We start from the raw sequence: 20,622 nt of genomic DNA, 5'->3' as shown, positions 1-20,622 counted from the left end.
ATGTGACCTCCGTTCCCGAACCCACCGGCTTCGTTCCTCCGCCCTATCCATTTGACGTTCCAGCCGACGTGGTCCGGACAGCCTCGGCGATCGACGGGGGAGCAGTCGACCTGTCCCGCGGCGTTCCCTGCGATCCGGTACCCGACGTGGTGGCTGCGGCACTCGCTGAGCCGGATTCGGCACGGCCCTACCCGCCGTCGGTGGGTACGCCAGAACTTCTCGACGCTGTCGCCGGTTGGTGTGATCGACAACTCGGTGTACCGCTCGACCCGTTGTCCATCGGAGCCTGTGTCGGCACCAAGGAGATGGTCACCGGCCTGCCCCACCTGCTGCGGCTGCGGAACCCTGAACGGGATACCGTCCTCTACCCGGCGGTGTCCTACCCCTCCTACGAGATGGGGGCCATTTTGGCTGGTTGCCGGGCTGTACCGGTCCCTATGACCGCCGACTGGCGGATCGATCTGTCGGCCATCGACGAGAACGACGCCTCGCGTGCGTTATGCCTATGGGTGAACACGCCCGGCAACCCGGCCGGTGCGCTCGACGACCTTGGGGCGGCCGCCGAGTGGGGTCGGGGCAGAGGCGTTCCGGTGGTGTCCGACGAGTGCTACGTGGAGTTCACGTGGCACGAGCCGTCCCGCTCGGTGCTACAGCACGGCCTGGACGGGGTGCTAGCCGTCCATTCGTTGTCCAAGCGTTCCAATCTCGCTGGATTGCGGGTCGGCTTCTACGCCGGCGATCCGGACCTCGTCTGGTACCTACGCGAGACCCGACGACATCAGGGCTTTCTGATTCCGGGGCCGGCTCAGGCCGCGGGAGCTGCGTCGCTGCGGGATCAGGACCACGTACAGGTGCAGGCCGGCCGCTATCGGCGGCGCCTGGAATCGCTCATCGAGGTGTTGGCTGCCCTCGGTCTGTCGGCTTCGATGCCCGAGGGGGGCTTTTACCTATGGATCACCGCCCCCGACGGAGACGAGCTGGCCCTCACCCGATCCCTAGCTCGTGAGCTGGGGATCTTGACCAGCCCCGGCACGACGTTCGGTCCCGACGGAGCCGGTCACGTTCGGATCGCCGCCGTAGTGCCCGACGAGCAGTTGGCTCTAGTTCGTGCCCGGGCTGGCCTGACGTAAACCTGACCTGAATCCGACGGAACCGGTTCCGGCCCGACGGAAACCGACCGGTAGCCTCGCCCGATGCTGACCGATTCTTCACATGATGCCCTGAAGGCACGGATTGAGGAGTTGTGGGCAGGCCGTGACGGCCTGTCGCATGACGACACCGAAGCCGTCGCCACCATCCACGCCGCTATCGACCTGCTCGACACCGGAGCGGCCCGGGTGGCCGAGTCCGACACGGAGGGCGGCGTGGTCGTCAACGAGTGGTTGAAACTGGCCATCCTGCTGCTCTTTCGGGTGTCCGAGATGGAGACCATTGAGATGGGGCCGTTCGAGTTCGCTGACAAGATCCCGCTCAAGACCGACTGGATAGCCCGCCAGGTTCGCGTCGTGCCCGGCGCCCAGGCCCGCTGGGGTAGCTACCAGGGCCCCGGCGTGGTGATGATGCCGAGCTACACGAACATCGGTGCGTACGTGGGGGACAACACAATGGTGGACACGTGGGCCACCGTGGGTTCATGTGCCCAGATCGGCCGCAATGTCCACCTTTCTGGCGGGGTCGGCATCGGGGGCGTACTCGAACCGGCAAACGCCGTGCCGGTGGTGATCGGCGACGACTGCCTCATCGGGAGCCGCTGCATTGTTGCCGAAGGTGCCCGAGTAGGTGATGGCGTGGTGCTGGGCGCCGGTGCCGTGCTGACCGCGTCGATCCCGGTGATCGACGCTGCCAGTGGCGAAGAACTGGGCCGTGGCATGGTCCCCGATTGGTGCGTGGCCGTCCAGGCCACCCGACCAAGGACGTTTGACGGCGGCGAGTTCGGCCTGCCGTGCGTGCTGGTTCTCAAGTATCTCGACCCGGGGGAGCGGCACGACAAGTCGGTACTGAACGATGTCCTGCGCACCCACGGCGTGACCACCTGAGCCGGGTCGCCTCCGGACCGAAGGACTATCCCGTGACCGATCTCCTAGCCCTGACCGCGGGACTGGTCGATATCCCGTCGGTCAGTTTCGACGAGGCTGACCTCGTCGCGTACCTCGAAGCCGAGTTGCGAGCTGTTCCCGGTCTGGCCGTGGATCGGATCGGCGACAACCTGGTGGCCCGCACCACCCTCGGTCGGGGTCATCGTCTGGTGCTCGGTGGACACACCGATACCGTTCCCGGTGAAACCTCTGGCTCCAGACTCGACGGAGACACCCTCTGGGGACTGGGTGCCGCTGACATGAAGAGCGGCCTCGCCGTGATGCTGGAACTGGCCCGCACGGTGGCCGAACCGGCGGTCGACGTCACCTGGGTGTTTTACGCACGCGAAGAAGTGGCCATTGCCCACAACGGCCTGCGGGAATTGTTCGCTGAGGCCCCCGACCTGCTGGTCGGCGACGTGGCCATTCTGGGAGAGCCCACCGGTGGAGCCGTCGAGGCGGGTTGTCAGGGAACGATGCGTTTCGAGGTCACCCTGGCGGGCGTCCGCGCCCACACAGCTCGCCCGTGGATGGGTCGCAACGCCGTCCACCGTCTGGGTGCGTTGTTGACCGCACTCGGCTCCTATGAGCACCGGGAGCCGGTAATCGACGGTTGTCGCTACCGCGAAGCCCTCCAGGCCGTCCACGTGGAAGGTGGCGTGGCCGGAAACGTTGTACCTGACCGGTCCATGGTCCGGATCAACCACCGTTATGCACCGGACCGGACGGGTGACGAGGCCGAGGCCCATGTTCGCTCTGTCCTGGCCCCGTACCTGGACGACGGTGACCAGGTGGCGCTAGTCGACCACTCGCCAGCCGCCCTCCCGGGAATGTCTCACCCGCTATTGCAGCGTCTGGCCACCGAAGGTGGTCTGGAGGTCAGGGCCAAGTTGGGGTGGACCGACGTGGCGTTCTTCTCCGAGCACGGCGTGCCCGCGGTGAACCTGGGGCCGGGTGAGCCGACGTTGGCCCACACGGCGGACGAGCGGGTGGAGCGATCGGCGTTGGAGTCCTGCTACCAGGTGCTCCGAGACCTGCTCCTGAACGGAGCCTGAACCGGACCTGGGCGGCGCGTTGCCGGGTCAGATCCGTCGGAGAACGGTGACCACCCGGCCGTAGATGGTGACTTCGTCGGCCGACCGACGGATCTCCTCGTAGCTCGGATTGGAGGGAACCAGAACGATGGCCGAACCATCACGCTGGAAGTGCTTGACGGTGGCCTCCTCGCCGTCGATCCCGGCAACCACCAGGTCGCCGGCATCGGCGTTCTGCTGGACCCGGGCCACCACGTGGTCGCCATCCAAAATGCCGGCTCCGATCATCGAGTCGCCTCGCACCCGGAGCATGAAGAGCTCGCCGTCGCCGGTGAACTCGGCCGGCAGAGGGAGGGACTCCTCGACGTTCTCGGCGGCGATGACACCGGTACCGGCCGCCACGTCGCCAAGCAGGGGTACGTGGCGCACGGAGCCCCGATCGACCGCCGCACCGCTCGCCGGATCGAGGCGAACCTCGATGGCCCGGGGCTTGCTCGGGTCGCGTCGGATGAAGCCCCGGTCCTGAAGGGTCGCCAGGTGGGAGTGCACCGTCGACGGGGAGGTGAGACCGACCGCATCGCCGATCTCGCGGACGGACGGCGGATAGCCACGGTCACTGATCTGGATGTCGATGAACTCGAGGATCTCCTGCTGGCGTGGGGTAAGTCCCGTGGCGCTCATGTCGGGGTTCCTTCTCTCTGCACGGTGGGTTTCGTCGTGCGGTCTCGTCGTACCGGCTATGTACTCCGTCGCCATCTCTTGATATCGAACAGGTGTTCGATATACTGCATCTCATGATCGAACACGTGTACGTCGAAACCATGTTCGTCGAACGGACGTTCCGTGTCAAGTACCCCCTCCCTGGGGGTTGTCACACTCGATCGAAAGGATGGTCCTCATGAATACCGCCACCGCCTCCCAACCTCCGCTCGACTTCCCCCGGTTCCCGGACGTCGAGTCTCCGACCCTCCTGCGGGTGGTCCCGCCGGTCGAACCGGCACCCGCCGAGCGACTGGCCACCGTGCACCGACTGGTCACCGACGTCTTCGCTGCCGAGCCCGCCGTGGTGAATGCCGTTCGGCGACAGACCACCGCCGAGGGGGTGGTTCCTGCCGCATCGGCGGTCTCCCCGAGGGTCTACCGGCAGCGCCGGTTCTTGGCCGCGGTGGTCCTCGGGTTGCTCGTCTCGGCGCTCTCCCTGTTGGGTGGCGAACTCATTGGTCGGGTCACGGGCACAACGGGGGCACCGGCGGTCGCCGCGGTGGGCGAGCCGATCGTCCACGTGGTCCAGCCGGGTGACACCCTTTGGTCAATCGCCGTGTCGATCAACCCGAACGGTCGGGACCTACGGGCCACAGTCGACCGATTGGTCGATGCGGCGGGCGGATCGATCCTCCAACCGGGCCAGCGAATCGCCTTACCCGTCGGCTAGCGCCAGTCGCTAGGAGACGAGGTAACGGCAGAAGAGGAAACCGTCCTCGGTCAGGACGCGATCCAGTACCAAGCGGGTGGCCGCGGCGAGCGGCGGACCGTCCAACAGGCTGCGGCCCTCCCTGCCGATACCGCCGACGAGCTTCGGCGAGAAACTGATGCAGAGTTCGTCGACCAGACCGGCAGCGAAGAGTTGGTGGTTGAGATCCGGTCCGCCTTCACACAGGACAGTGCGGGCCCCGATGTCGTCCAGCACGGCGAGCAGGCCGGTGAGGTCGACCAGGGTCTCGCCACAGGCCATGACTTCGGCCACTGGTTCCAGCCCGGCCCGTCGATCGGCGGGTGCCGAGGCGACGGTGGCCACGATGGGTGGTGGATCCGTCGGGTCTCGGTCAGCGAACAGTGGCGCCGTCGGATCCAGGTCCAGGCTGGCCGACACGACCACCAGACGGGGTCTCCGTGAGCGGTCCGATGCAGCCCGGCTTTCCGGCACCGTCTCCTTCAGGGACCGGGGTGGCCGGTAGCCCTCGGCCCGGACAGTCCCCGCACCCACCAAGATCATGTCGGCGCATCCCCGGATGGTCTGGAAGACCTGCCGGTCGGCCGGCCCCCCGAGTCCCTCTGATCGTCCAGCCACAGCGGTGGCTCCGTCGACGGAGGCCACCATGTTGACCATTACCCAGGGGCGGCCCGGCGGAACCGGTCGATCATCGTCGAGGTGCAGCCCGACCGGATCGACGTCGCGGCCCGGTTCAGGATGGATTCGTCGCACGTGACGACCGTAGCCCTCGGCGGGGTGGCGCCGGACTCTGCAGGCGACCATCACATCCCTGTGGAGAACCGCCACGTCATCCACCGGGAAATCCCCAGCTCCTCCCTCTATCTGTCCACAGGGAGACGTCCCTAATGTCGGTCTTCGTGGCCGGCGGCGGTCGGCCCGGCTGAAACCCGTCGCATCGGTTCGTCCGGATCGACGTTGGGACTGAGAGTCCGGACTCCCTCGGGATTCCGGGTGGTCGGTCCTCGACCTGGGCCTTCCGCCGCCGGCCACGACCCATCGGGTCCTGTCCGGTCGGAGTTGACCGGTAACTGTCACTGGTCGGCCGTACGGTCTGAACTGCGGCGGGTGGTCCGGGCAACGGGCCCGAGAGTTCGAACGGATGAGGGTGGTACACGATGTCGATGGCGCCGGAGCGGGGGATCCTGGGGATCCGCCGTCGATTCACACGCGACGGGGTGGATCCCTACGACGACATTGAGTGGGAGGTTCGGACCTCCCGCCTGATCGACCACCGTGATGGATCGGTGGCCTTCGAACAGGATGACGTCGAGGTCCCCGCGGACTGGTCGGTCAACGCCACGAACATCCTCGCCCAGAAGTACTTCCGGGGGGCGCTCGATGCCCCGGAGCGGGAATCCTCTCTGCGTCAGGTCGCCGACCGGGTGGCCGGCACCATTGCCGACTGGGGCCTGCGAGATGGGTACTTCGTCGACGCCGACGAAGCTGCGGCGTTCGCCGACGAGTTGCGCCACCTGGTGATCACCCAGAGGGCTGCCTTCAACTCGCCGGTCTGGTTCAACATCGGCGTCCCCGAAGTACCGCAACAGGCATCCGCCTGTTTCATCCTCTCGGTCGATGACCAGATGTCGTCCATTCTCAACTGGTACGTGGAGGAAGGCACGATCTTCAAGGGCGGTTCGGGCGCCGGCATCAACCTAAGTGCCATCCGATCCTCCAGAGAGGCCCTGCGGGGCGGAGGCCAGGCCAGCGGGCCGGTCAGCTTCATGCGTGGTGCCGATGCCTCGGCCGGAACCATCAAGAGCGGAGGCACAACCCGCCGGGCCGCGAAAATGGTCGTTCTCGACGTGGCTCACCCTGACGTTGAGGAGTTCGTCTGGTGCAAGGCCCGCGAGGAGCGCAAGGTCCGTGTCCTGGAACAGGCCGGGTTCGACGTCGGGTTCGACGGCGCTGACAGTCATTCGATCATGTACCAGAACGCCAACAATTCGGTCCGGGTGACTGACGAGTTCATGATGGCCGTCGAGGCCGACGCCGTCTGGGACCTCAAGGCCGTCACGGACGGTTCGGTGCTCGACACGATCGGTGCCCGTGACCTGTTCCGACAGATGTCCGAGGCTGCCTGGGAGTGCGCCGATCCCGGCATCCAGTTCGACACCACGATCAACCGTTGGCACACGGCCTCCAACACCGGCCGGATCACCGCCAGTAATCCATGCTCGGAATATGTGCACCTCGACGATTCGGCCTGCAATCTGGCCAGCCTCAACTTGCTGACCTTCCTCGGTTCGTCAGACGACGACACCGGAGTCATCGGTGGGTTCGACGTGGAGGGCTTCTGCCATGCCGTCGAGGTGGTGTTCACCGCCCAGGAGATTCTGGTCGGCAACGCGGACTATCCGACCGAGGCCATTGGCGAGACCACCCGGGCCTTCCGTCAACTCGGCCTGGGCTATGCCAACCTCGGTGCGCTGCTCATGGCTCTCGGACTGCCCTACGACAGCGATGAGGGTCGGTCGGTGGCCGCTGCGATTACCTCGCTCATGACCGGTCACGCCTACCGCACTTCGGCTCGTATGGCTGACCGGATGGGGCCGTTCGAGGGCTTCGAACACAACCGCGAACCGATGCTCAGCGTGCTCGAGATGCACCGGGAGGCCGCCGAATTGCTTGACGACGCGGTGGCACCTGAGCTGGTCACCGCGGGTCGTACAGCGTGGTTCGAGGCTTGCGCGTTGGCGCAGCGGGTGGGCGTGCGGAACAGTCAGGCCACCGTGCTGGCGCCCACCGGCACCATCGGCTTGCTCATGGACTGCGACACGACCGGCATCGAGCCAGATCTCAGCCTGGTCAAGCACAAGCGCCTGGTCGGCGGCGGCACGATGTCGATCGTCAACCGGACCGTGCCTCGGGCCCTGCGGCGCCTCGGTTACGACGACGTTGCTACGGCAGCCGTCTTGGCATGGATAGATGAGCACCAGACGGTGATCGGTTGCCCCGACGTCAGTGCGGAACACATGGCGGTGTTCGCCACCTCGATGGGCGACAACCCCATCCACCACATGGGACATATCCGGATGATGGGTGCCGTCCAGCCGTTTCTGTCGGGCGCCATCTCAAAGACCTGCAACATGCCTGAAGAGGTCACCGTCGACGATGTCGAGGAGCTCTACCTCGAGGCATGGCGCCTCGGCCTCAAGGCAGTGGCTATCTACCGCGACAACTGCAAGGTGGCCCAGCCCCTTACGGTTGGCGACGCCTCGTCAACGTCCGCCGGTGGGCCCGCTGACGTGGCAGCCCGGGTAACTGAACAGGTGAACGCCGAACTGCCAGAACCGGTCCGGCGTCGCCTGCCCCGTAGCCGTGCGTCACGCACCTTTGAGTTCCGGGTTGCCGACTGTAAAGGCTTTGTCACGGTCGGCGAATACGAGGATGGCCGACCCGGCGAGGTCTTCGTGCGGGTTTCCAAGCAGGGCTCGACCATGGCGGGAATCATGGATGCGTTCGCCATCTCGCTCAGTCACGGACTGCAGTACGGGGTTCCGCTTCGGGCCTTCGTGGACGCCTTCACCGGCATGCGCTTTGAGCCGGCCGGCATGACCGACGATCCCGACCTCAGGATCGCCACAAGCCTCATCGACTATCTATTCCGCCGCCTAGCGGTGGAATACCTCAGCCCCGAGGAACGGGCCGAGTTGAACATCCTCACCACCAGTGAACGCACCCAGCCGACGTTGCCCGGTGTCGAGGAATCGGCCACCGAGACCCGTCAGGGCAACGACGTGCCGGCGGATCCGCCGACCGTGCCGTCGGCGTCGCAGTTCGCCGCCCAACTGTCCCTCGCTGACGCACCGTCGGTCCGGGCATCGGCCAACGCACCGCTGTGCATGCAGTGCGGCGTGGCCATGCAGCGGGCCGGGTCGTGCTACGTGTGCACCGACTGTGGTGCGACCAGCGGATGCTCGTGATCCCAAGTCCCCTCGAGGGCCGTTACTGATGGCGATTCTTCGCTTCTCCTTCGGGACGATGGGGTCCGGCAAGAGCACGCTGGCCCTGCAGATCCACCACAACCTGCGAGAGCGGGGCCTTCAGGGAATCCTGTGTAGTCAGCTGGACCGGGCAGACGGTCGGGTGTCCAGCGCCCTTGGAGTGTCCGCTGACGCTGTGGAGGTTGGTCCTCGCCTAGACCTGTTCGAGATGGCCCTGGCAGCGGCTTCCCGACGAGGACGTATCGACTATTTGGTCTGCGATGAGGCCCAGTTCTACCTTCCGAGTCAGATCGACCAGTTAGCCCGCATTGTCGACGACCTAGGTGCTGACGTCTTCGCCTTCGGGTTGCTCACCAGCTTTCAGGGTCAACTGTTCGACGGTACCCGCCGGCTCCTCGAGGTGGCTGATGAGCGGGTTGAGGTCCAGGTCGAGGCCCGGTGCTGGTGTGGTGAGCGGGCCACCCACAACGCCCGCCTAGTGGACGGGGTGCAGGTCTACGACGGAGCGCTGTTCGTGGTGGACGATCCCGAGGACCACGTCGTCACCTACGAACTCCGGTGCCGCCGGCACTGGACGGCGGGCGACTCCGGTGTCCGGGGCCAGGCCGGATCGCTCCTGGACTCAGGTGCCGAGCCCGCCCATGAGGTGGCTTGAGAGGTCTCCGGTGAGGTCCATCAGGTAGGCCCGTTCAGCGAACTGCCAGGCTCCGTCGACCAACTCGAATCGGTCGTGGTACCGACCGGTGATGATCGGCTGGAGCGGCCCGTCGCCGACCTGCTGGAACACCGTGTAGGTGCTCCGGCACGTCGCCTTCATCTCATCATCGGCTACCTCGATGATCGGCGTGGCCACCAGATGGCGGGTCCGCGGTGTCCCGTCCCCGTGGAGGCGGACCATTGACTGCCATACGGCAGCCAGGCCGTCGCGGTCCACGATCGGGGTGTCGTCGTTGGCCGGGTCGCCCAGCAGTACGCGGGCATGGGTGAACAGGTCGACGCACTCGTCGAGCCGGCCAGCGTCCATCAACTCGGCGTACCGGTACAGGAGGTTGGCTATGGCGGTCGGAGCGTCGGACATGTCGCGGAAGGTAGTCGCGGCAATCCCGGAGGTGCCTGCCGGAGGCTGGCCCACTCGGGTCGGTCAGGTGACCGGACGGTAGGTTCATGGTCATGAGTGACTACCGACCGCCGTTGGACGACATCCGCCTCGTATTGGCCGAGATCAGTGATCTCGCCACAATCTGCGACTTGCCGGGCTACGAACACGTCGACCCCGAGACGGTCGACGGGGTGCTCGACGAACTGGGCCGATTCGTGGCCGAGGTGGTGGCCCCAGTCAACCGGATCGGCGACGAGGAAGGTTGCTCGGTGACCGACGGGGTGGTTTCCGCGCCTGAAGCCTTCGGCACGGCGTGGGACAAGTTCGTCGAGTCCGGCTGGGCGGCGATCTCCCAGGACCCGGACTATGGCGGCGGCGGCTTTCCGGGCTCCGTGCAGACTGTCCTGACCGAACTGCTCGCCACGGCCTCACGGGCATGGTCCATGGGGCCCATGCTGACCGTCGGAGCGCTAGACGCCTTGCACTCGTTCGCTGACGAGGGACAGAAGGAGACCTACCTCCCGAAGATGGTGACCGCCGAGTGGTCGGGGACCATGAACCTGACCGAGCCTCAGGCCGGTTCCGACGTCGGGGCGTTGACCTCTCGGGCCGTACCTGCCGACGACGGGTCGTACCGGATCTTTGGAACCAAGATCTTCATCACCTTCGGCGAGCATGAAATGACTGAGAACATCATCCAACTGGTGCTGGCCCGCACACCCGACAGCCCCCCGGGAACCAAGGGAATCTCGCTGTTCATCGTTCCCAAGTACCTCGTGAACGACGACGGCAGCCTCGGCGAGCGAAACGACTACCGATGCTTGTCCGTAGAACACAAGCTGGGTCTGCACGCCAGTCCGACCTGCGTCCTTTCGTACGGTGATGGGGGTGACGGTGCCGTTGGCTTCCTCATTGGCGAGGAACACCAGGGCATGCGCTACATGTTCAAGATGATGAACAACGCCCGGCTAGGCGTGGGTGTCGAAGGCCTGGCCGTCACCGAACGTGCCCTCCAGCAGGCTGCCGACTACGCCATTGAGCGACAGCAGGGTCGGGCCATTGGTGCACCGGCCGGCGAGCAGTCGGCCATCGTGGACCACGCCGACGTCCGTCGGATGCTGCTCACCATGAGGGCCTACACCGACGCCATGCGTTGCCTGCTGTACCTCAATGCCGCATCACTCGACGTGGCCGCCCGTCACCCCGACTCCGACGTTCGTCAAGCGGCGTCAGACCGTGCTGAGCTGCTCACACCGATCTCCAAGGCGTGGTGCACCGACGTGGGCGTCGAGATGTCGTCGCTGGGCATCCAGGTCCACGGCGGATACGGCTACATCGAAGAAACCGGGGCTGCCCAGCACTGGCGCGATTCACGGATCTCGCCTATCTACGAGGGCACAAACGGGATTCAGGCCATGGACCTGGTGGGTCGCAAGCTAGCTATGAACGGTGGGGCCGTCATGGTCGACCTGCTGGCCGAGATCGCCGGTCTCGACATCGAGTTGGCCGCCGCCGGCGAGACATTCGCCTCAATCCGCAAGGGCCTAGCCGATGCTCTGGCCGCCACGGAGGAGGCAACCAGATGGTTGGTGGCCAACGGACTAAACGACCCCAACGACGCCATGGCCGGAGCGACGCCGTATCTCCGGATGTTCGGACAACTGGTCGGCGGATGGCTGCTGGCCCGTCTGGCCCTGGGAGCACAGCGTCGAATCGACGCCGGCGAAGGCGATGCCACCCACCTTGGCACCAAGGTGGTGGCCGCCCGCTTCTACGCCGAACAACTCCTGCCGATAGCGCGCGCACAGATGGGAGCGGTGATGGCCGGCAAGGCCGACCTGTTCGAGATTCCTGCTGACGCATTCTCTGCCTGACTGGAGGATCACAGGTGTTTGCCTCGATCCCCAGCCCGTCGGTCAACTCCCTGTCCATCGGGCCGTTGGAGTTGCAGGCCTATGGGCTGATGATCGCCCTCGGGGCGTTCGCCGCCGTGACCTGGAGCCAACGTCGGTACGCGGCGCGTGGTGGCAATGCGGAGACCATCGCCTCGATTTCGATGTGGGCCATTCCGGCGGGCCTCGTTGGATCCCGGCTGTACCACGTGGCCACGGACTGGCGGTCGTTCCGTGGACGATGGGAGGACGTGCCGGCCCTCTGGCAGGGTGGTCTCGGGATTCCCGGCGGCCTGATGGCCGGTGTGCTCGTCGGAACGCTGGTGGCCCGGCGGCGGGGGCTGACCATGTCCGCCGCGATGGACGTGATGGTGCCCACCATCCCGTTGGCCCAGGCCATCGGCCGCTGGGGGAACTGGTTCAACCAAGAGGTGTTCGGCCGTCCCAGTGACCTTCCGTGGGCACTCGAGATCGATGCCATGCACCGACCCTCTGAATACGCAGCTTCGCCGACCTTTCATCCGACCTTCCTCTACGAGGGCCTGTGGAACGTGGCCCTCGCCATGGTGCTGGTCAGGGTCGAACGACGTGGGGTGCTTCGCCCGGGGTACGTGACCGGTCTATGGGTATGTGGCTACGGCCTGGGCCGACTCTGGGTGGAGATGCTCCGTAGCGATGTCGCCTCGCTGGTGGTTGGGGTCAGGGTCAATGTCTGGATGGCCCTCGCGGCCATCCTCATCGGTGGTCTGGTGGCCTGGCGGGGCCGGATTCCGGCCGACCTAGCGCCCATGGAGGTGGGGGATCGATGACCGGGGAGATGATCCGACGCCCCATCAAGAGGATCGACCGCACGTTCTCATTCCTCGACCTGTGCAACTTCACGGCCTTCACGGATCAAGAGGGTGACGTCGCGGCATTCGACGTGGTGACCGCGTTCCGGGCCGTCGTACGACAGGTGGCATCTGAACGGGGGGTACGACTCGCTAAGTGGTTGGGTGACGGGGTCATGATGGTCGGCGTCGAACCGGAGGACCTGGTTGAGGCTGTGGTTGACATCGAGGTCCTGATCGATGAGGCGAACTCTCCGTTGCCCATGCGGGCCGGCATCGCCCGGGGTCCAGTCATGCTCATTGGCGGCGACGACTACGTCGGGCCGGCAGTCAATCTGGCATCCCGGCTCTGCGACCTCGCCGAAGCCCACCAGGTGCTGGCCGAAAAGGGAACTGTCACCCCGCTGATGACAAACGTCGAGGAACAGGCGTTCATTAGGCAGCAGATCAAGGGGTTCGAGAAGGGGATCGACGTTGTCCGGCTGGTGCCGTTGGGCGGAGACGCCCACGGATCCGGTGGCGGTTGGTACTGACCACCTTGGAGGGATCCGGTTCCATGAACCCTGTTCCATGACACCGTTTGAGACCGACGTCGCCACTGTGCTCGCCGCGCTCTGTGACGGCGAGGTCGTGACCTACGGTGAAGTTGCCGCCGAGGCCGGCCATCCGGGTGCTCACCGGGCCGTCGGCCGGTTCCTGCGGGACTACGGCGGGCACCACTGGTGGCGTGTTGTGACCTCAACGGGTCGGTTGGTGCCCGGCCACGAGGTCGAACAGGCCCGCCTTCTGGCTGCCGAGGGCGTGGACGTAAGCGACGGTCGGGTCCGTCCTACCTGACGACCGGTAGGTGGCGCCTCGAATCTCAGGGTTGGAGGCACTCGCCGGTAGGCTGGCGATACCCGTCGGGGTCCGTCGGCCGCTTGTACGCCGACCCCTGACGGTCTCGTCACCCGGGAAGAGTGGTGGCGGACCCGCCAAGGAGCGGGTGACGACACGGCGGCACAGCCGTCGGGAAGCACAGGTTCACCATGACGATCCAGTTCGCCGATCTGGGCATTGACCAGGACCTGGTCGAAGTCCTCTCCGAGCGGGGCATAACCACCCCGTTCGATATTCAGTCGCTGACCATCCCCGACGGCCTCGCCGGACGGGATGTCTGCGGAAAGGCTAAGACCGGCTCGGGCAAGACCCTGGCCTTCGGCATCCCGCTGATCCAGCGACTGCCCCGAGGAAACCCGAAGCGGCCTACCGGCCTGGTCCTTGTGCCTACTCGCGAGTTGGCTGTTCAGGTCTGCAAAGATCTTGAGCCCCTGGCCGAGGTTCGTGGGCTTCGTATCGAGGCCATCTACGGCGGCACCCCGATCGAGAAGCAGATTGCAGCGCTTACCAGTGGAGTCGACTTTGTGGTCGCCACCCCGGGTCGCATGATCGACCTCATCCAGCAGGAGGAGCTTTCGGTGGTCGACCTGGCCGGCGTCGTCATCGACGAGGCCGACCGCATGGCCGACATGGGGTTCATGCCCCAGGTCGAATGGATCCTTCGGCGGGCCGAGAAAGAGCACCAGACGCTGCTCTTCTCAGCGACCTTGGACGGTATGGTCGGCGCGCTCATCGCCCGATACCAGACCGATCCGGTGACCCACGAGGTGGCGTCGCGGGAGGTCACCGTTGCCGAGATGGAGCACCGCTTCCTCACCGTCCACGAGATGGACCGGATACGGGTGGCGGCTCGGATCATTGAGGCATCGAAGCGGACGATCGTCTTCTCCCGTACCAAGTGGGGTGCCGACAAGTTGGCTGCAAAGCTTGTGGACGCTGGGGTGGACGCGGCACCGATTCACGGCGATCTCCGTCAGGCTCAGCGGGAGAAGGCGTTAGCGGACTTCACCGGCGGCAGGATCAAGTGCCTGGTTGCCACCGACGTGGCTGCCCGCGGCATTCACGTGGATGATGTCGATGTGGTGATCCACTACGACCCGCCGTCCGATGCCAAGACATACCTCCACCGGTCGGGTCGGACCGCCCGGGCCGGCGAGTCCGGCGTGGTGGTCAGCCTCGTGCTCTGGAACGAGGAACTCGAGGTCCGCAAGCTGCTACGCCGCCTCGGAATGAAGCAGCCGATCGTCGAGGTGTACTCCAACGACGAGCGGCTCGATGACCTGATGGCGTGGGACCCGGCCGCCGACGCAGCCTGACCTCCCACGAGGTCGATGATCTGGCCGCCGTCCTGGCGGCCGACCTGCAGCGGGTCGATGACCGTCGCGAGCGTGGTGTTTTCTTCACGCCATCTGACATAGCCGAACGACTAACAGCGCTCGCGCTCGTTCCCACGAACGGTTCAACAGCCGGCACTGTGGCCGACCCGGCGTGTGGGGCCGGGGTGTTTCTGCTGGCCGCCGGCCGGCTTCTCGTAGATCAGGGGGTCGCTGATCCGGCCACCGTGGTTCGGCGCCACCTGTTTGGCGCCGACATCGACCCAACATCGGTTGAGGTGACCCGCCGCCTTCTGGCGACGTGGGCGGGCATCGAGCCCGGTCAGGTTGAGGGGGTGGTGGTCGGCGATCCGCTCCACCACGGTCGTGACGTCTGGGCTGGATGTCCCGGCGGAGGTGCTACCACCGGGTTCGATGCCGTGGTGGGCAATCCTCCGTTTCTGGGTCAGCTCCGGGCGTCCACTGTTGTGTCTGCCGCTGACCGGGAACGGCTCCGGTATCGGTTTCCGGGACTGGTCGCCGCCTACACCGACGTGGCCTGGTTGTTCCTGGCTGCCGGTCTAGAACTGTTGGCCGACGGTGGACGGATGGTGCTGATCCAGCCCCAGTCGGTGCTGGCCGCCCGTGATGCGGGACCGGTCCGTGATCTCGTCATCTCGACGGCCCGGCTGGCCGGGATTTGGTGGGACCGCTCGGAGGTGTTCGCTGGCCATGCCGAGGTCTGTGCCCCGGTGGTCGAACGGTCTCCCTGCCGGCGTAGCCCCCGCGTCGAGGCACCCGTGAAGGTGTTCGTGGATCGGGAGGTAGTCATCGCCGGCCGGTCGCCGGAACCCGCCGTGGGTGAGACGTGGGGCGGAGTGCTGGCCAGTGTGCTCGGTGTACCTCCGGGGGTGCCGTCCGGCGGCGGGACTACGACGGGCGGCTCCATCGGGACCATGGGCGCGGTAACAGCGGGTTTCCGGCAGCACTTCTACGGGTTGGTGGCCGGCGTCGTCGAGCGATCCGGTCCGGATGACCCGCGCCCGTCGATGGTGACCACGGGGTCGGTAGATCCCCTACACCTTCGTTGGGGAGATCGGCCCTGCCGTTTTGACGGCCGCCGTTGGCAGGCGCCGGTGGTTGATCTCGATGCCGTGACCGCCGGTGATCCCGAGGTTGGACGATGGTTCGCTGAGCGTCGCCGACCCAAGCTGTTGGTGGCTTCTCAGACCGCCGTGGTCGAGGTGGTTGTTGACCAGACGGGCGATCTCGTGCCCGTCACCCCGCTGATCGTCGTCGAGCCGGACGGTAGGAGCCGGGAGGTCGACCTCGAGGTGTTGTGGCGACTGGCGGCAGCGTTGTCGGCACCGTCGATCACCGCCCTTGCCGTCCGCCGATTCCTCGGGGCGGCCCGGTCCTCTGGTCGGCTCCGGCTCTCGGCCGCCCAGGTCTCCGACCTTCCGCTGCCGACCGATGCTGGGGCCTGGAACGAAGGGACGGCGCTAGCCCGAACGCTGCACCGTTCCTCCGGGGCACCTGCGGCTTCCGATACGTGGCGGGAGTTCGGTCGGGTCATGGTCGCGGCCTACGGCGTTGTCGATCCGGAAGCGGCGGCCACGCTCGTGGACTGGTGGTGGTCCCGCCACCCGGCGAGGCACTGAGCCGTCGGGCGGACATCGACTGGCCGAGATCAATGCATTGGCGTCCTTGCGAGCCACCCCGCCTACACTGGTACGACGACATCACGAGAGGCCCGGTTCGCCGGGTCCGGCAACCTGGGACGGACACCCAAGGTGCTCGCCCGTCGGAGACGGTGGGGATGTGGCCTTGAGAGGGGCAACGAAGTGTCCGCCGGCTGGCTTTCGAGTCACGCTGTCGGCGCCGAGCGCGTGGAAGGTCCTGTTGGAGAACGGCGCCATGACGGACAAACCGAGGAGCGACGACGGATACCCCGTTGACCCGACCCTTGAGCCGCCCATTCTCCGGCCCGTGGACCTCCCAGGCGCTCTGCCGGTGCATCCGCGCGCCTACACGGATGGGCTTCCGGTCACCGGAGCATGGCGCCATGGAGATCCGGTCGGCGGACGGAGGTTCACCTCGGTAGGTGGAGGCCGGCCCCTTTCGTTGGAGAGCGGCGAGGCCCTATCCGACATCGAGGTCGCCTACGAAACATGGGGTGAACTGTCGCCGACCGCCGACAATGCCATCCTCATCTGTCACGCCCTGACCGCCGACAGCCACGCCTACGGTGCCTCAGGTGGCGGTCATGCCACCGAGGGGTGGTGGAACGGCGTGGTCGGGCCGGGGTGCGGCATCGACACTGACCGTCATTTCGTGGTGTGTGTCAACTCGCTCGGCGGCTGTCAGGGTTCGACCGGCCCGGCCACTATCGATCCGTCGACCGGTAGCCCATACGGTTCAACCTTTCCCACGGTGACCACTCGGGACATCGTGCGATGTCAGGCCGCGGTGGCCGACGATCTGGGCATCGACCGTTGGCTGGCCGTGGTCGGCGGCTCGATGGGCGGCATGCAGGTCCTCGAGTGGGGTGTGATGTATCCGGACCGGGTGCGCGCCCTCTCGCCGATCGCCACCGCGTTGGCCGCTAGCGCCCAGCAGGTGGCGTGGAGCGCGGTTGGACGCACGGCGCTGGCCCTCGATCCTCGGTTCCGTGGCGGCGACTACTACGAAGCCGAACCGGGTGATGGTCCGTTCGCCGGCCTGGCCTTGGCCCGGGCGGTGGCCCATATCACGTATCGCAGCAAGGAGGTGTTCGACGACCGGTTCGCCCGGGATCTCGTTAATCCTCGTGCGTTGTTCGGTCGGTGGGACCGTTTCCAGGTCGAGTCGTACCTCGACTACCAAGGTGAGAAGTTGGTGCGACGCTTCGACGCCAACAGCTACCTCGTCCTGAACCGGGTCATGGACCTCCACGATCTCGCCCGTGACCGTGGTGGCATGGACCATGCTGTTAGGCGTCTGGCCCATCTGCCGGCGTTGACCCTCAGCATCAGTTCCGACACCCTGTATCCGACCGGTCAGCAGACGGCCATACGGGACGCGATCCGGGAGGCTGGTGGACGCTGCGTCCACCATGTGATCCAGAGTCCCGATGGTCACGACGGTTTCCTGCTGGCCACCCGGCAGATCGGATCGCTACTCGACACATTCCTTCGGGAGGTGGAATCCACATGACCGATACCCACGATCAGGGCCTCGAGTCCGAACAGCCGGAAGCGCCTCAGCCGGCAAGGTTTCATCCCGAGACGGCGGCCGTTCTGGGTGGCCGGCCCGCCGGGGAGGGTTCTCTGGCTCCCGTGCTATACCCGACGTCGACCTTCGCGTTCGACAGCGTCGACGAAGGGCGTCGCCTGGCCACCGCTATGGGTCCCGACCGCTTCTACAGCCGCTACGGGAATCCCACCATCAACGCCTTTGAGTCGACCATCGCCGATCTTGAGGGGGCGGAGGCCGCTCGGGCGTTTGCTTCGGGCATGGGAGCAGTCAGTGCCGTGGTGCTCGGGATCTGTTCGTCGGGTGACCACGTGGTGGCCCAACGTCAGTTGTATGCGGGTACCCAGTTGTTCCTCCAGACGGTGTGTCCCCGCATGGGTATCGACGTTACGTTCGTGGATGGCACCACGCCCAGCGCCTTCACGGAGGCCGTCGTGCCCGGACGGACGATGCTGGTGATCGCCGAGACACCGTCCAACCCCCGTCTCGACTTGGTCGACCTCGACGACCTCGGGTTGATCGCCAACGCCTTGACCGTGGTTGATTCCACGTTCGCGACGCCGTTGGGCCAGCGACCTCTGGACCATGGGGTAGATCTGGTCCTCCACTCCGCCACCAAGGGCATTGTCGGTCACAACGACGCCACCCTCGGAGTGATCGCCGGATCCCAGGACCTCATCTCGTGGTTGTGGGGGTTTGCCACCCTCCACGGGGCCAACGCCTCGCCGTATGACGCCTACAACGCCCACCGGGGCGTCCGGACCCTCGGTGCCCGGCTCCGGCAGCAGTCCGAGACGGCGCTGGTCCTAGCCGAGTTCCTCGAAGGCCGACCCGAGGTAGCGAGCGTTCGCTACCCGGGCCTTGCCTCCCATCCCCAGCACGAACTGGCTGTCCGACAGATGCAGTCCATGGGTGGTCTGCTCACCTTCGACCTGGCGGGCGGCATCGATGCCGGTCGTCGATTCGTGGAGGCCACGTCCATTGCCCGCCAGGCCACGTCGTTGGGTGGACCAGAGACCCTGGTGTGCCATTCAGCGACCACCACACACGTGAGCCTCACGCCGGAAGAGCTCGAGACATCAGACATCGGAGAGGGGACGGTTCGTGTGTCATGTGGGCTGGAGCACGTCGATGACCTGGTGGACGACTTCGACCGTGGACTTAACGCGGCAGGCGCCCGAGACCCCCAATAGGCGGGCCCGCCGGGAGGAATCGTGCCGGAGATTCTCGAAGTCGAGGCGTATCGACGCCTGGCTGAGCAGGTGGTCGGACGGACCATCGCCACGGTCGAGGCGCCAGATCACTGGTTCCTCAAGGGCGGGGTCACGCCGACCGGGATGGCTGATGCCCTGACCGGGCGGCGGATCACCGCGGCCCGGCGGCACGGAAAGGTCCTGTTGTTGGATTCCGGTGGTCCGACGTTGGGCCTGCGGTTCGGGATGACCGGACGACTGCTGGTCGATGGTCGGGCGGCCATTGAGTATCTGAAATGGGGAGGGCGGCGGTCTAATCCCGTATGGGAGCGGTTCGGGCTGAGGTTCCGCGGGGGAGGGCGACTGTGGATCGATGACCCCCGACGCCTTGGGGGTGCCGAGCTGGAACCCAACCTCGGTTCGCTCGGTCCTGATGCGTGGACGCTAGGCGTTGTTCAGTTGCGGATGGCGTTGACCGGTGGGCGGGGGCCGTTGAAGGCCCGGCTGTTGGACCAGGGGCGGCTGGCCGGCCTCGGGAACCTGCTGGTCGACGAGGTGCTGTGGCGGGCCGGACTGTCGCCGCTCCGAGCGTCGGGCGGCTTGGATCCCAACGAGGCCCGGCACCTCCACCGGGTGATCCGACGCACGTTGGACCAGATGGCTCGGCGGGGTGGGAGCCACACGGGCGACCTTTTTGAGCATCGCCGACCCGGCGGGGCGTGTCCCCGGGACGGGGAGCCCCTTCGACGGGACACGGTGGGTGGTCGAACCAGTTGGTGGTGTCCCGGACACCAGCGCTGAACTGTCGGTGCTAGGCAGCGGAAGTACGATTCAGGTATGCGGAGAAGGGGCCTGATCGCGGTGCATCGGCGCGCCCATGTCCTGGCGCTGGTGTTTCTGGCCAGCCTGTGGCTGGGGACATTTGCCCTGCCCGCTGACGCTCAGGTCACGACCATCGAGACCGTGCCGCCCGACGTCGACGACGAGGGCCGGACGGCCGGCGAACGAATCGACCAGGCGGTGGTCATGTTGAGGGTTCTTGGTGTGGTTGTGGTCGTGTCGACCGCGGCCTACTGGTGGAGGACCCGCCCCAATGTCAATGGTGTCCGCAACCAGAACCGGGACGAGCTTCAGGTGGCGGCCGAGGACGAGATCCGGATCGAGAACGAGGAGGTAGCCCGATGACCGAGCCGATGCTGGATGTCGACGCGATGTTGCAGCGTTTCCGGGAGCGGGCCGCCGCCGTGCGAACCCGAACTCTTCCTCCGGTGGGAGGCGAGGAGCGCCAGCGGTTCATCGACCAGGCCCAGAACGACTTGTTGGACTTCGGCATCGTTGGTGACGCCGAAGCGGATCTTGTCGATGGGGTACTGACCATGCGGATCGACCTCCGGTCGACAGTCGACGACTGACCCATGGGGCGCAAAGCAGCGCCCGACCGCTATCGTTTCGGTCTGACGCGGACGTAGCTCAGCTGGTAGAGCATCACCTTGCCAAGGTGAGGGTCGCGGGTTCGAATCTCGTCGTCCGCTCCAAATGAACCCCCTGCCCAGCAGGGGGTTCTGCCTGTTTTCGGAATCAACACACTGAGTTCCGCCCAGGCCGTCGTCGGTGAGTTCGTGGTCGCCGGATGG

The 20,622-nt window shown here is 66.1% G+C and carries 20 protein-coding genes, 1 tRNA gene and 1 riboswitch; of the genes, 18 read left to right on the top strand and 3 right to left on the bottom strand.

What is annotated here, in order from left to right:
• Window positions 1–2 precede the first annotated feature (2 nt).
• The 3 genes from QF777_07355 to dapE all read left to right on the top strand — a co-directional run bounded on the left by QF777_07355 (window position 3) and on the right by dapE (window position 3,130).
• Window positions 3–1,130 (top strand): pyridoxal phosphate-dependent aminotransferase, encoded by a 1,128-nt coding sequence (locus tag QF777_07355; protein ID MDP6911368.1) that lies wholly within the window; start codon window positions 3–5, stop codon window positions 1,128–1,130.
• A gap of 63 nt (window positions 1,131–1,193) precedes the next feature.
• Window positions 1,194–2,036, top strand: a complete 843-nt coding sequence (locus tag QF777_07350) for a 2,3,4,5-tetrahydropyridine-2,6-dicarboxylate N-succinyltransferase (protein ID MDP6911367.1) — start codon at window positions 1,194–1,196, stop codon at window positions 2,034–2,036.
• A gap of 32 nt (window positions 2,037–2,068) precedes the next feature.
• On the top strand, window positions 2,069–3,130 hold the full coding sequence (gene dapE, locus QF777_07345; protein MDP6911366.1) for a succinyl-diaminopimelate desuccinylase: 1,062 nt from the start codon (window positions 2,069–2,071) through the stop codon (window positions 3,128–3,130).
• A 27-nt stretch (window positions 3,131–3,157) separates the two neighbouring features.
• Here the strand turns inward: dapE and lexA are convergent, their stop codons facing one another.
• Window positions 3,158–3,790, bottom strand: coding sequence for a transcriptional repressor LexA (lexA, locus tag QF777_07340; GenBank protein MDP6911365.1), 633 nt, complete (start codon window positions 3,788–3,790; stop codon window positions 3,158–3,160).
• A 217-nt stretch (window positions 3,791–4,007) separates the two neighbouring features.
• On the opposite strand from lexA, the gene QF777_07335 reads away from it, so the two are divergent.
• Window positions 4,008–4,541, top strand: coding sequence for a LysM domain-containing protein (locus tag QF777_07335; GenBank protein MDP6911364.1), 534 nt, complete (start codon window positions 4,008–4,010; stop codon window positions 4,539–4,541).
• A 9-nt stretch (window positions 4,542–4,550) separates the two neighbouring features.
• Here the strand turns inward: QF777_07335 and QF777_07330 are convergent, their stop codons facing one another.
• Complete coding sequence (locus QF777_07330; protein ID MDP6911363.1) at window positions 4,551–5,312, bottom strand: dihydrofolate reductase family protein; 762 nt, start codon at window positions 5,310–5,312, stop codon at window positions 4,551–4,553.
• Between the two features lie 404 nt (window positions 5,313–5,716).
• Here QF777_07330 and QF777_07325 point away from each other — a divergent pair, with 404 nt between their 5' ends.
• Window positions 5,717–8,527 (top strand): vitamin B12-dependent ribonucleotide reductase, encoded by a 2,811-nt coding sequence (locus QF777_07325; GenBank protein MDP6911362.1) that lies wholly within the window; start codon window positions 5,717–5,719, stop codon window positions 8,525–8,527.
• A gap of 28 nt (window positions 8,528–8,555) precedes the next feature.
• A complete protein-coding gene (locus tag QF777_07320) occupies window positions 8,556–9,203 on the top strand; it encodes a thymidine kinase (GenBank protein ID MDP6911361.1) in 648 nt (215 codons plus the stop codon).
• On the opposite strand, the gene QF777_07315 is transcribed toward QF777_07320, so the two are convergent.
• Window positions 9,171–9,626: a nuclear transport factor 2 family protein gene (locus QF777_07315; protein MDP6911360.1), complete on the bottom strand. Its 456-nt coding sequence runs from the start codon at window positions 9,624–9,626 to the stop codon at window positions 9,171–9,173. The genes QF777_07320 and QF777_07315 overlap by 33 nt on opposite strands.
• Window positions 9,627–9,718: 92 nt before the next feature.
• Here QF777_07315 and QF777_07310 point away from each other — a divergent pair, with 92 nt between their 5' ends.
• The 12 genes from QF777_07310 to QF777_07255 all read left to right on the top strand — a co-directional run bounded on the left by QF777_07310 (window position 9,719) and on the right by QF777_07255 (window position 20,523).
• On the top strand, window positions 9,719–11,521 hold the full coding sequence (locus QF777_07310) for an acyl-CoA dehydrogenase C-terminal domain-containing protein (GenBank protein MDP6911359.1): 1,803 nt from the start codon (window positions 9,719–9,721) through the stop codon (window positions 11,519–11,521).
• A gap of 14 nt (window positions 11,522–11,535) precedes the next feature.
• A complete protein-coding gene (gene lgt, locus QF777_07305; GenBank protein MDP6911358.1) occupies window positions 11,536–12,348 on the top strand; it encodes a prolipoprotein diacylglyceryl transferase in 813 nt (270 codons plus the stop codon).
• Entirely contained in the window at window positions 12,345–12,902 is a 558-nt protein-coding gene (locus QF777_07300; GenBank protein ID MDP6911357.1) for an adenylate/guanylate cyclase domain-containing protein, read from the top strand. Before lgt ends, QF777_07300 begins: the two co-directional genes overlap by 4 nt.
• A 37-nt stretch (window positions 12,903–12,939) precedes the next feature.
• Complete coding sequence (locus QF777_07295; GenBank protein MDP6911356.1) at window positions 12,940–13,206, top strand: MGMT family protein; 267 nt, start codon at window positions 12,940–12,942, stop codon at window positions 13,204–13,206.
• Window positions 13,207–13,397: 191 nt separating this feature from the next.
• On the top strand, window positions 13,398–14,564 hold the full coding sequence (locus QF777_07290) for a DEAD/DEAH box helicase (GenBank protein MDP6911355.1): 1,167 nt from the start codon (window positions 13,398–13,400) through the stop codon (window positions 14,562–14,564).
• Window positions 14,537–16,222, top strand: a complete 1,686-nt coding sequence (locus QF777_07285) for an N-6 DNA methylase (protein MDP6911354.1) — start codon at window positions 14,537–14,539, stop codon at window positions 16,220–16,222. Before QF777_07290 ends, QF777_07285 begins: the two co-directional genes overlap by 28 nt.
• Window positions 16,223–16,295: 73 nt before the next feature.
• Window positions 16,296–16,415: riboswitch (SAM-I-IV-variant riboswitch) on the top strand.
• 63 nt (window positions 16,416–16,478) lie between these two features.
• The gene (locus QF777_07280) at window positions 16,479–17,756 is read left to right on the top strand and encodes a homoserine O-acetyltransferase (protein ID MDP6911353.1); all 1,278 of its coding nucleotides are present in this window, start codon (window positions 16,479–16,481) and stop codon (window positions 17,754–17,756) included.
• Window positions 17,753–18,988, top strand: coding sequence for a PLP-dependent aspartate aminotransferase family protein (locus QF777_07275; GenBank protein MDP6911352.1), 1,236 nt, complete (start codon window positions 17,753–17,755; stop codon window positions 18,986–18,988). Before QF777_07280 ends, QF777_07275 begins: the two co-directional genes overlap by 4 nt.
• A 21-nt stretch (window positions 18,989–19,009) precedes the next feature.
• Window positions 19,010–19,789 (top strand): DNA-formamidopyrimidine glycosylase family protein, encoded by a 780-nt coding sequence (locus QF777_07270; GenBank protein ID MDP6911351.1) that lies wholly within the window; start codon window positions 19,010–19,012, stop codon window positions 19,787–19,789.
• A 36-nt stretch (window positions 19,790–19,825) separates the two neighbouring features.
• Window positions 19,826–20,173, top strand: coding sequence for a hypothetical protein (locus tag QF777_07265; GenBank protein MDP6911350.1), 348 nt, complete (start codon window positions 19,826–19,828; stop codon window positions 20,171–20,173).
• Window positions 20,170–20,400, top strand: coding sequence for a hypothetical protein (locus tag QF777_07260; protein ID MDP6911349.1), 231 nt, complete (start codon window positions 20,170–20,172; stop codon window positions 20,398–20,400). The genes QF777_07265 and QF777_07260 overlap by 4 nt, the downstream gene beginning before the upstream one ends.
• A gap of 47 nt (window positions 20,401–20,447) precedes the next feature.
• Window positions 20,448–20,523 (top strand) — tRNA-Gly (locus tag QF777_07255).
• Window positions 20,524–20,622 lie beyond the last annotated feature (99 nt).

This window comes from Acidimicrobiales bacterium, assembly GCA_030747595.1.
In the GTDB taxonomy this organism is placed as follows: domain Bacteria; phylum Actinomycetota; class Acidimicrobiia; order Acidimicrobiales; family MedAcidi-G1; genus UBA9410.
This window is presented reverse-complemented; position numbering and strand designations above follow the sequence as displayed.

What these genes read in the sequence shown, in the direction of transcription:
- QF777_07290 (MDP6911355.1), top strand. Translation starts at nt 13,398, where the DNA reads ATGACGATCCAGTTCGCCGATCTGGGCATTGACCAGGACCTGGTCGAA.
- QF777_07280 (MDP6911353.1), top strand. Translation starts at nt 16,479, where the DNA reads ATGACGGACAAACCGAGGAGCGACGACGGATACCCCGTTGACCCGACC.
- QF777_07295 (MDP6911356.1), top strand. Translation starts at nt 12,940, where the DNA reads ATGACACCGTTTGAGACCGACGTCGCCACTGTGCTCGCCGCGCTCTGT.
- QF777_07275 (MDP6911352.1), top strand. Translation starts at nt 17,753, where the DNA reads ATGACCGATACCCACGATCAGGGCCTCGAGTCCGAACAGCCGGAAGCG.
- QF777_07310 (MDP6911359.1), top strand. Translation starts at nt 9,719, where the DNA reads ATGAGTGACTACCGACCGCCGTTGGACGACATCCGCCTCGTATTGGCC.
- lexA (MDP6911365.1), bottom strand. Translation starts at nt 3,790, where the DNA reads ATGAGCGCCACGGGACTTACCCCACGCCAGCAGGAGATCCTCGAGTTC.
- QF777_07320 (MDP6911361.1), top strand. Translation starts at nt 8,556, where the DNA reads ATGGCGATTCTTCGCTTCTCCTTCGGGACGATGGGGTCCGGCAAGAGC.
- QF777_07325 (MDP6911362.1), top strand. Translation starts at nt 5,717, where the DNA reads ATGTCGATGGCGCCGGAGCGGGGGATCCTGGGGATCCGCCGTCGATTC.
- QF777_07335 (MDP6911364.1), top strand. Translation starts at nt 4,008, where the DNA reads ATGAATACCGCCACCGCCTCCCAACCTCCGCTCGACTTCCCCCGGTTC.
- QF777_07300 (MDP6911357.1), top strand. Translation starts at nt 12,345, where the DNA reads ATGACCGGGGAGATGATCCGACGCCCCATCAAGAGGATCGACCGCACG.
- QF777_07350 (MDP6911367.1), top strand. Translation starts at nt 1,194, where the DNA reads ATGCTGACCGATTCTTCACATGATGCCCTGAAGGCACGGATTGAGGAG.
- QF777_07265 (MDP6911350.1), top strand. Translation starts at nt 19,826, where the DNA reads ATGCGGAGAAGGGGCCTGATCGCGGTGCATCGGCGCGCCCATGTCCTG.
- QF777_07260 (MDP6911349.1), top strand. Translation starts at nt 20,170, where the DNA reads ATGACCGAGCCGATGCTGGATGTCGACGCGATGTTGCAGCGTTTCCGG.
- QF777_07315 (MDP6911360.1), bottom strand. Translation starts at nt 9,626, where the DNA reads ATGTCCGACGCTCCGACCGCCATAGCCAACCTCCTGTACCGGTACGCC.